1 rRNA gene is annotated in these 255 nt (G+C 52.9%); it reads left to right on the forward strand.

The annotated features are described in order from the left end of the window. Nucleotides 1–255 (forward strand): 16S ribosomal RNA (locus KJS65_RS29625); the annotation flags it as partial.

Below are 255 nucleotides of genomic sequence, written 5' to 3' on the forward strand. Positions count from 1 at the left end.
AAGCTTGCTTCTCTGATGCTTAGCGGCGGACGGGTGAGTAACACGTAGGCAACCTGCCTGTAAGACTGGGATAACTACCGGAAACGGTAGCTAATACCGGATAATTTATTTCTTCTCCTGGAGAGATGATGAAAGACGGAGCAATCTGTCACTTATAGATGGGCCTGCGGCGCATTAGCTAGTTGGTGGGGTAACGGCTCACCAAGGCGACGATGCGTAGCCGACCTGAGAGGGTGAACGGCCACACTGGGACTG

This window comes from Paenibacillus sp. J23TS9 (assembly GCF_018403225.1).
Lineage (GTDB): Bacteria > Bacillota > Bacilli > Paenibacillales > Paenibacillaceae > Paenibacillus_AQ.